We start from the raw sequence: 9,026 nt of genomic DNA on the forward strand, positions 1-9,026 counted from the left end.
GAGTTACTGTGCGGGGTTGGATTTTAAGGTTGCTGCTCTGCCTGCCATTGGTAGCTACCAGTGGCTGTGACTCGCCGGGATCGCTGCTGCGTGTAGGCACCAACGTCTGGCCCGGCTATGAGCCACTTTATCTGGCACGGGAGCAGGGTCTCTACAGTCATCACATCAAACTGGTGGAGCTGCCTTCAGCATCGGATGTTATCGATGCCCTGCGCCTCGGTCATCTGGAAGGCGGCGCACTGACACTGGATGAAGTGCTGGCACTGGTACAGGAGGGGCAGGATCTGGTCGTGGTGCTGGTGTTTAATATTTCTGCCGGTGCCGACATGCTGATGGTTCGTCCTGATATTCACACCCTGAGCGATCTGCGTGGCAAAACCATCGCGCTGGAAACCACTGCCGTGGGGGCACTGATGCTGAAAAGTGCCATGGATTTTGCTGAACTGCCGGACAATTCACTGCGTATCCGCCATATGAACCTGAGTGACCAGCTGAAGGCTTATCAGAACGGCAGCATCGATGCCATGATCACCTACGAACCCTTCAGCAGCGAACTGGCCCGCGCCGGAGCCCGGGTATTATTCGACAGCAGTGCAATCAAGGGTCAGATCGTCGATGTGCTGGCAATTCGCCGGGAGGTGATGGAACAGCAAACACAGCATATACAGGAGCTGATTGATGGCTATCTGCAGGCCCGCCAGCTGATACAAACCTCTCCACAGACTTCATTTGCCATTATGAACCAGCGTCTGCGTTTGCCGGACGAGCAGATCAGCGCCATGTTTGATGGGCTGGAATTACCGGACACAGAAGAAAACCGGCGCCTGCTCAGCGGCGACCCCTCTCCTTTAAGCCGCAATGCGGACGGCCTTGCTCAGCTGATGGTGAAACAGAAACTGATGCCAGCCCCGCCGCAGCTTAAGCAGTTTACCGATCCCCGTTTTCTGCCGGTGTCACCATGACAGAGAGCCGCAAGCCACATCATAAGCGTCGCCGGAAATACGGCTCTCTGCGCAAAATTCTGCTCAGCTGGTCAGCCCTGGCACTGGGCGTTGCGGCCTTATTGCTCAGCTATTTCCTCTATCAGGCATTAACCCAACAGTTCAGCAGTACCTGGTCAAACAAGCTGGAAGCCGAATTGGGCGGACTGCGTTTAACCCTGCAGCACCAACTGGCGGATGGAGAATGGACGCTCGGCGATCAGACCCTCAGCCGGATGGCAACCCGGCCACACGTCAGCCATCTGTTGCTGCTGGTCGATGGTCAGGTTCTGCTATCAACCCGCAGGGCAGACATTCGCCGGCCTCTGGAAGTTGATCTGGCCAGCAGGCATTTATCTCTGGACCGGCAACAGTTTCAGTTTTTTCAGGATGGCGGACATTTCTATGGCCTGCAGCCTATTCAGTTCCGCACCCTCGAGCTGCGGGGAGAGCAGCAGGGTTGGCTGTTTGCTCATTACGACGCCAGCGACCAGCGCCAGCAGATGCTGCAAAGCACCGGGCTGCGTATTGCTCTGCTGATCCTGCTGCTGGTGCTTTATACACTGGGTCTGCAGCGCATCGTGCAGCGTCAGGTACTGCGCCCACTGTACCGGCTGGTGCAGTTCACCCGTACCCTGCAGGCCGGACAGCTGGGCCAGACCATTCATTCCGGCTCATCATCCGAATTTGCTCATCTGGAAGGCGCGTTCAACAATCTCAGCCTGCACCTGCAACACTCCATGCAGCAGATCCGTGAGCAGCATATGCGTGATCAGGCCTTTACCCGGGCCTTCCCGGATGTGGCTTTTCTGCTCGATAACGACGGCATTATCCGTGGCCGCTATGGCAGCCTCGAAAGTCAGCTGCCAGCTCTGCATGCCGACCTTACCGGAAAGCCTTTCACCTGCTGGTTACAGCCACAGGTAGCAGAGCGCGTTACCGAGAGCCGCGATCAGGCACTGATATCGCAAGATATAGAAATAACCGAGTTCCGCCACGAAGACTTTTATATCGAGTCGCGCATGACGCCACTACTGAGTCAGAGTGAAGAAGGGCAACCACTGGTCAACGGTCTGCTGTGGTTAATCCGTGACATCTCGGAGGTTAAACGCAAGCAGCAGCAGATTGAGTATCAGGCCAATTTCGATTCCCTCACCCGCCTCGCCAACCGCCGCTTTGCCCTGCTGCATATTGAGAAAAAAATGGCCCATGCCCGCCGGGTGGGCAAATTCGGCACGGTGCTTTTTATCGACCTTGATCATTTCAAGAACATCAACGACTCGCTGGGCCACCCGGTTGGCGACAAATTATTGGTGAAAATGGGTGAGCGTCTGAATCAACTGGTACGCGATGAAGACCTGACCGCGCGTCTGGGCGGCGATGAATTCCTGGTGCTGCTTGATGAACTGGCTGACACACCGGAAGCCGCCGCACAGTATGGCAGCGATTGTGCCGAACGGCTGCTGGCGGCGATCCGCCAACCGTTCAATATCGATATTCATTGTTTCCATCTGTCGGCCAGTATCGGTATTGCCGTATTTCCTGCGGATCAGGATGAAGCAACCGATCTGGTCCGCCAGTCCGATACCGCGATGTACCATGCCAAGGCGCAGGGGCGCAGCGGCATCAGTATCTACACCCAGAATATGCAGCAGGAAACGCAGGATAAGCTGAATCTGTATAACGACCTGCATCAGGCCATCCAGCAGCAGGCGTTTACCCTGGTATTCCAGCCACAACTCAACGACCACGGTGAAATTACCGGAGCCGAAGTTCTGTGCCGCTGGAATAACCGCGGCACGCCGGTCAGCCCCGATGTGTTTATCCGTGCCGCCGAAGAAACCCGCCTGATTCTGCCGCTGGGGCAGTGGATTCTGACGGAAAGCTGCCGTGTTCTGAAACGCTGGCGACAGGAAAACCGGTTACCCGACAGCTTTCGCCGCCTCGCGGTGAATATCAGCCCGGCGCAATTTATGGACGAGAACTTCGAGCATTACGTTACTGCTCAGGTCAACAGCCACTCTCTCTGCTCAGCACAACTGGAGCTGGAAATTACCGAGAGTATTTTCCTCGGCGATAAAGAGATTATCCGCAGTAAAATGGAGCGCCTGAGCAGCCTGGGCTTTACCTTTGCGCTGGACGATTTCGGCACCGGTTATTCATCCCTCAGCTACCTGCAGCACCTGCCGCTGCACAAACTGAAAATCGACCGCTCATTTGTTATGGATATCGAGGACAGTCAGCGCCCTGCCCGGATTGTCGACTCCATCATCCAGATGGGACAAAACCTCGGCATGGAGATCATTGCGGAAGGGGTCGAGCATGAGGCCCAGCGCGAATATCTGCAGAACCGGGGCTGCTGTGAATATCAGGGCTATCTGTTCAGCCGGCCACTGGCGGAAGATGAGTTCATTGAGTTTGTGCGGCACAATAGGGCATCTTCCGGTCATTAACTGAACGCTGTGCTGCCACTGGTATACCACCCCAACTACTCCTGCCCCTTTCCCGAACAGCACCGTTTTGTGATGTCGAAGTTTGTGCGCCTGCACGATTATTGCCGGCAACAGGGACTGATTGGCCGCAATAACCTGTTCCGCCCTGAAGCTGCAACACTCAGCGACCTCAGCATCGCCCATGCTCCGGAGTATCTGGCCATGCTCTGTGATCAGTCACTGGACCCGAAAGCCTGGCGCCGTATCGGCCTGCCCTGGAGCCAGGGCTTAATCGACCGCACCCTGACCGCGCCCAACGGCACCCTGCTGACCGCCCGGCTGGCGCTGCAGCACGGCATGGCCTGTCATCTGGCTGGCGGGACACACCATGCCCACCGCGATTTTGGCTCCGGTTTCTGTCTGCTCAATGATCTGGCCTACAGTGCTCTGACGCTGCTGGCACAGGGTGAAGTCAGCAAGGTACTGATCTTCGATCTGGATGTGCATCAGGGTGATGGCAGCGCCGCCATACTGGCCAGTGAACCACGGGCCTTTACCTGCTCGATTCACTGCGAGAAAAACTTTCCGTTCCGCAAATCCGCCAGTGATCTGGACATCGGTCTGGATCAGCATCTGAGCGATCAGCCCTATCTGGAAGTGGTGGAAAACACCCTGCTGCGGTTACTGGACGAGCAGCAGCCTGACCTGGTGCTGTACGATGCCGGCGCCGATGTCTGGCAGGGCGACGAGCTGGGTCATCTGGATATCAGCTGGGCCGGCGTACAACAGCGCGATGAGCTGGTACTCAGCCATTGCCTGCGCCGCCATATTCCGGTGGCGACCGTGATTGGCGGAGGCTATGACCGCGACCATGAACGCCTCGCCCGCCGCCACGCCATCGTGGCCGAAACGGCCGCTCACCTCTATCCGCAGTATCTGGGCTGAATGGCACCCGCCTTGCTAACTCCCTGCTGACCATCCTCTGCCGGTGTCTGAAGCCGGAAAACGCACCCAGGCAGAGCATTTATGCGCTCGGGCGCCTTAATCAGAAGCAGGAGTTATTTATGGATAAAGTCACCATGACGGAAACCATCATCGCCGCCAAACTCAGCAAGGGTCTGAGCTGGGAGCAGATGGGCAAAGATCTGGGCATGTCGCCGGTCTGGCTGACCTCAGCCTGTTTGGGTATGAACAGTGCGCCTGCCGATAAAGCCGCCGCGATCAGCGACTACCTGGGACTGGGCAGCGAAATCAGCAATGCCCTCGCAGCTTATCCCACCAAAATCTGGGATCAGGCCGTTCCCACCGATCCGCTGATTTACCGGCTGTACGAAATTGTCGGCGTCTACGGCGAGACACTGAAAGAGGTGATTCAGGAAAAATTCGGCGACGGCATTATGAGCGCCATCGATTTCTCTATGGAAGTCGACAAAATCGAAGATCCGAAAGGCGACCGCGTTCTGCTGACCCTGAATGGTAAATTCCTGCCGTATAAAAGCTGGTAAGCCGACCGCCATAGTGCGCGCTGGCTGCTCCGGCGCGTAAACAACAGGCAAAGCATCCTGATCTGCATTTACAGAACCATCGTGCAACATTAGGCTCTGTACAAAATAATGATAAGGACAATGCTTTGCGCCATTTACTCGCCTTCTCCCTGATGCTGTTGCTGGCCGCCTGCGGTGGCGACGGCAACTCCGGCCACAGCTCTGCTCCCGACAACAACAATCCCGGCGGCGACGGCGGTGATCCGGGCGACGGCGGTGATCCGGGCGACGGTGGTGATCCCGGTGACGGTGGTGATCCGGGCGACGGTGGTGATCCCGGTGACGGTGGTGATCCGGGCGATGGTGGTGATCCGGGCGATGGTGGTGATCCTGGTGACGGTGGAGATCCGACCGATCCCGATTGCGGTTATCAGCCGCCAGCAGAGGTTAATCCGACTCAGACACTGGGCAACACTGCAGCAGCGGCTACCTATGACCTGTCCGCCTACAGCGAACGTACCGAGCTGAATACCGACCTGACCGGCACCTGGGTGATGGTCAGTGACTATGTACGCACGCAGATACCACGCATCCCTACCGAGCAGGAAACCAGGCATATCCGCCGCAAAAGTGTCTTTGTAATCCGCGACAATGCCGGCACTCTGGAAGTTGCCAACTGCGCCGCAGGCAGCAGCACGTTCCAAACCCTGCCCGATACAACGGCCGCCTTCTCTTTACCTCTGTACAGCAACTCTAACAACAATGAGTCGCAATTTTTTACGCTGACCAGTAACAGCAAAATGGCAGGACAAGCTTTAGCGGGTTACACAACCGGTTTTGGCGAGACCCGTTTCAGCGGTCAGAGTACTGCGGCCATTAAAATATCAGACAGCACCGCCCCCCTTGGCCAGCACTCCCTCACCATCCAATACAATGGCGTCAACATTGATGAGCCGAATCAGCCGGTGTACTGCCTGGTACAGACGCTGGAGCTGAGCGGAACACAGGAATGCGGCGGGGCACCGGCAGCCAGCGAACTGATTCAGCAACTTCAAACCCGAAGCAGCAGCGGCCTTGGCCTGCTTTTTCTGACAGAGCAGAACGGTAACCTGAAAAGTGCACTGGCACGGGATAGCGGTTGTGTAAGATCGGTATCCCAGCCCGAAGCTCTCAGCAACCTGACAGCAACCGCCGATAATCTTCAGCTGGTTCTTAGTGCGGATATGGGCTCAGCCTCAGCTATTGACTGTGGATTTAACCGTTTTCCGGCCGCCACCGGCAGCTACAGTACAAATCTGACCCTGCCCTAACCCGATACTGCGCCGGGCATCAGCCCGGCCATCTGCTCCTTCAGCCACATAACCGCCGGATCACGGCTGGCCTTACGGTGCCAGTACAGATGCATCTCTAACGGTGCCAGAGGCAGTGGTAATGGCAACACGGTGAAATCGGGCTGCCGGGTGGCCATGCTTCTGGCAAAACTGCCGGGCAATGTCAGCAGCAGGTCGGTCTGCTGCATCACCTGAATCGCGGCGTAATAATTCTGGCAGCGCAAAGCGACCTGCCGCACCTTACCCAAACGCGTCAGCGCAAAATCTTCCACCCCCGGGCCTTCTGCGCGGCTGGAAACCAGTACATGACGGGCACTCAGGTAGCTATCCAGATCCCAGAGCTTGCCCTGTAGCGGATGCCCATTGCGCATTGCCACGACCAGCTTCTCCTCACCAATCGCCTGATGCTCAATATCATCGCCAACGGGCAGCAACACATCGGCGGCAAAATCGATCTGGCCGGATGACAGCGCGCTTTCCATATCACGCCGTGCCAGCCGCACACTGCGCAACTGAATACCCGGCGCCTGCTGTTGCAGGCGCGCCATTAGCAACGGCAGCGCTGTGGCTTCCATCACATCCCGGGAAGCCAGGGTAAACACACGGCTGGCCAGGGCAGGATCAAAGGCCAGCCCTTCAGTCAGGGTCGATTCCAAATCCTGCAACGCCGCTCTGACACGACCAATAATCGCCTTCGCCAGCGGCGTCGGGCTCATCCCCTTGCCCGCCCGCTCAAACAGCGGATCGTCAAAGCGCTCCCGCAGACGCCCCAGCGCATGACTGACCGCCGGTTGTGACAGGTTCAGCTGCTCGCTGGCACGGGTCAGATTGCCCTCACGATAAATCACATCAAAGACCACAAAGAGATTCAGGTCGACGCGGGATAAATTCATTTTCTGCATACACAGACCCAGCAGTATTCACAAGAACAATAAGAGTACCATGCGAGTCCACACCCGGGTCAGCCGCTTATTTGACCTGCCACACAGCCTCCCCCTATATTGACGGCGTCAACATAATCAATAACAACTGCCATCAGACAACCATAAGGATCTGCCATGAGTGCCCTGCCTGAATTCCAGAGCTTTAACGTCAGTGTCGAAAATCATATTGCCCACGTACAGCTGTGCCGCCCCGACGCCCTGAACTCCATGAACCAGGCTTTCTGGCTGGAGCTGCCGCAATGCATGCGCGCTATTGAAGCCCAGACCGATGCACGGGTAATTGTGATTTCTTCGACCGGCAAGCACTTCTCGGCCGGCATGGACCTGGGTGTATTCACCAACCCGAAAGCGGTGCCAATGAGTGGCGATGCAGGGCGTATGGCCGAAAATCTGCGCCGTGTCGTGCTGCAGCTGCAGGACACCTTAAGCTCACTGGAGCAGATCCGTTTGCCGGTACTGGCCGCCATTCAGGGTGGTTGTATTGGTGGTGCGCTGGATATGGTCTGCGCCGCCGATTCCCGCTACTGCAGCGCCGATGCCTACTTCACCATTAAAGAAACCGAACTGGGTATGACCGCCGACGTTGGTACCCTGCAGCGTCTGCCAAAACTGATGCCGCAGGGTGTGGTACGCGAACTGGCCTACACCGGGCGTAAATTCAGTGCGCAGGAAGCCAAGGCTCTGGGCTTTGTTAATGAGGTGTATGAATCCCAGCAGGCCATGCTGGATGGCGTAATGACCATTGCCGCCCAGATTGCCCAGAATTCTCCACTGGCCGTCACCGGTTGCAAAGAAATGCTGAATTACAGCCGCGACCACAGTGTCGAAGACAGCCTGCGCTATATGGCAACCTGGCAGGCCGGTATGTTCCGCCCGACCGATATGATGAAAACCTTCCAGGCGAAAGCACAGAAGCAACAGGCAGAATACGATGATCTGTTTGCCGTGAAGGGATTGTTTGAAGAGTAAGAGCGGTAAGCGGCGGAGTACATACTCCGCCCCACTCACTAAAACCAGTCAGAAAATAATGCGCAGTCCGGTATTGAAGTAATTCATACGAGTCGACAAATTTAAGCGCGCATCGTTAGTAACCGAATTCATTTTCTGCCATTCAATGCGTTTTTCCTGATAGCCAATTTCCAGCTCAACATGCTCAGCCAGAGGAGCAAAGATACCAACGCCAATATTGACGGCGGTGCCGCTCAGGTCATCATCTCCTTTCACCAGAGATGCAGTATCGTCGTAATCATAGGAACCCAGACCAATCATCAGGTAAGGCCGCACAGCTTTACTACCAATGCTGAAAAACAAATTCAGATCCATACCGCTCAGATCATTCCGTGATGTGCCGACATCCATATCAACCCGGGTTTTGGCAAGCTCCAGCCGCACTGCCGGGGAGAACAGAATGCCCAACTTAAAATCTTTTATATCCTGATCGTAATGTGTGGTGCTGATTTTCTGGTTACTGTAATCCCAGTCGTGCGAGCCATCACCAGTCCCCCAACCGGCACCAACATAAAGATGTAATGGCCCCGGATTTTCAGAAGCCTGTAATGGCAGAACGAATACAGCAAACAGCAGCAGGGATCTGCAAAGGTGGGTCAGCATTGCCTTTCCTTAGCGACGAATAAAAGGCGGTGATTATAACGCTGATAAATTTATTTTTTATGACAGGTGGATCGGAAAAAACGGAAATTCCGGCCACAGGGAAATTAAACGAATATAAAACACAGGCATTTTTCAGAAAACAGGGGAAGCTTAACATTTGCCCGATTTTTCGCGGATCTGCTGGACTTGTTATGGCCGCAGCTAAGCTGCGTTCCGGCAGAAATCCAGACATAAAAAAACCCGC

9 protein-coding genes are annotated in these 9,026 nt (G+C 55.8%); 6 read left to right on the forward strand and 3 right to left on the reverse strand.

The genetic code is table 11. The features are described 5' to 3' along the window. Positions 1–8: 8 nt before the first annotated feature. The 5 genes from LGT44_RS06580 (at position 9) to LGT44_RS06600 (ending at position 6,206) form a co-directional block, all read left to right on the forward strand. Positions 9–962: an ABC transporter substrate-binding protein gene (locus LGT44_RS06580; protein ID WP_230331774.1), complete on the forward strand. Its 954-nt coding sequence runs from the start codon at positions 9–11 to the stop codon at positions 960–962. Then, positions 959–3,433: an EAL domain-containing protein gene (locus tag LGT44_RS06585; protein WP_145467428.1), complete on the forward strand. Its 2,475-nt coding sequence runs from the start codon at positions 959–961 to the stop codon at positions 3,431–3,433. Before LGT44_RS06580 ends, LGT44_RS06585 begins: the two co-directional genes overlap by 4 nt. Positions 3,434–3,442: 9 nt before the next feature. Next, positions 3,443–4,357 carry a histone deacetylase family protein gene (locus LGT44_RS06590; RefSeq protein WP_230331773.1) on the forward strand — a complete coding sequence of 305 codons (915 nt, stop codon included), beginning with the start codon at positions 3,443–3,445 and terminating at the stop codon, positions 4,355–4,357. Positions 4,358–4,476: 119 nt separating this feature from the next. After that, positions 4,477–4,917: a cyanase gene (gene cynS / locus LGT44_RS06595; RefSeq protein ID WP_145467426.1), complete on the forward strand. Its 441-nt coding sequence runs from the start codon at positions 4,477–4,479 to the stop codon at positions 4,915–4,917. A 125-nt stretch (positions 4,918–5,042) separates the two neighbouring features. Continuing rightward, a complete protein-coding gene (locus tag LGT44_RS06600) occupies positions 5,043–6,206 on the forward strand; it encodes a hypothetical protein (RefSeq protein ID WP_230331772.1) in 1,164 nt (387 codons plus the stop codon). Here the strand turns inward: LGT44_RS06600 and LGT44_RS06605 are convergent. Further along, the gene (locus LGT44_RS06605; protein ID WP_230331771.1) at positions 6,203–7,129 is read right to left on the reverse strand and encodes a LysR family transcriptional regulator; all 927 of its coding nucleotides are present in this window, start codon (positions 7,127–7,129) and stop codon (positions 6,203–6,205) included. The two genes, LGT44_RS06600 and LGT44_RS06605, sit on opposite strands and share 4 nt — an antisense overlap. Positions 7,130–7,285: 156 nt before the next feature. On the opposite strand from LGT44_RS06605, the gene LGT44_RS06610 reads away from it, so the two are divergent. Continuing rightward, complete coding sequence (locus tag LGT44_RS06610) at positions 7,286–8,140, forward strand: crotonase/enoyl-CoA hydratase family protein (RefSeq protein ID WP_225691247.1); 855 nt, start codon at positions 7,286–7,288, stop codon at positions 8,138–8,140. A 48-nt stretch (positions 8,141–8,188) separates the two neighbouring features. Here the strand turns inward: LGT44_RS06610 and LGT44_RS06615 are convergent, their stop codons facing one another. Continuing rightward, complete coding sequence (locus LGT44_RS06615; protein WP_230331770.1) at positions 8,189–8,782, reverse strand: outer membrane beta-barrel protein; 594 nt, start codon at positions 8,780–8,782, stop codon at positions 8,189–8,191. After that, a partial coding sequence (locus tag LGT44_RS06620; protein ID WP_230333541.1) for a hypothetical protein occupies positions 8,715–9,026 on the reverse strand: 312 nt, incomplete at its 5' end. The genes LGT44_RS06620 and LGT44_RS06615, both read right to left, overlap by 68 nt.

Origin of the sequence: Thalassolituus alkanivorans (genome assembly GCF_020447205.1) — a bacterium.
In the GTDB taxonomy this organism is placed as follows: Bacteria; Pseudomonadota; Gammaproteobacteria; order Pseudomonadales; family Oceanobacteraceae; genus Venatoribacter; species Venatoribacter alkanivorans.

Excerpts from the sequence above, each read along its gene's own strand:
- LGT44_RS06585 (WP_145467428.1), top strand. The coding sequence starts at position 959 with ATGACAGAGAGCCGCAAGCCACATCATAAGCGTCGCCGGAAATACGGC.
- cynS (WP_145467426.1), top strand. The coding sequence starts at position 4,477 with ATGGATAAAGTCACCATGACGGAAACCATCATCGCCGCCAAACTCAGC.
- LGT44_RS06605 (WP_230331771.1), bottom strand. The coding sequence starts at position 7,129 with ATGCAGAAAATGAATTTATCCCGCGTCGACCTGAATCTCTTTGTGGTC.
- LGT44_RS06610 (WP_225691247.1), top strand. The coding sequence starts at position 7,286 with ATGAGTGCCCTGCCTGAATTCCAGAGCTTTAACGTCAGTGTCGAAAAT.
- LGT44_RS06615 (WP_230331770.1), bottom strand. The coding sequence starts at position 8,782 with ATGCTGACCCACCTTTGCAGATCCCTGCTGCTGTTTGCTGTATTCGTT.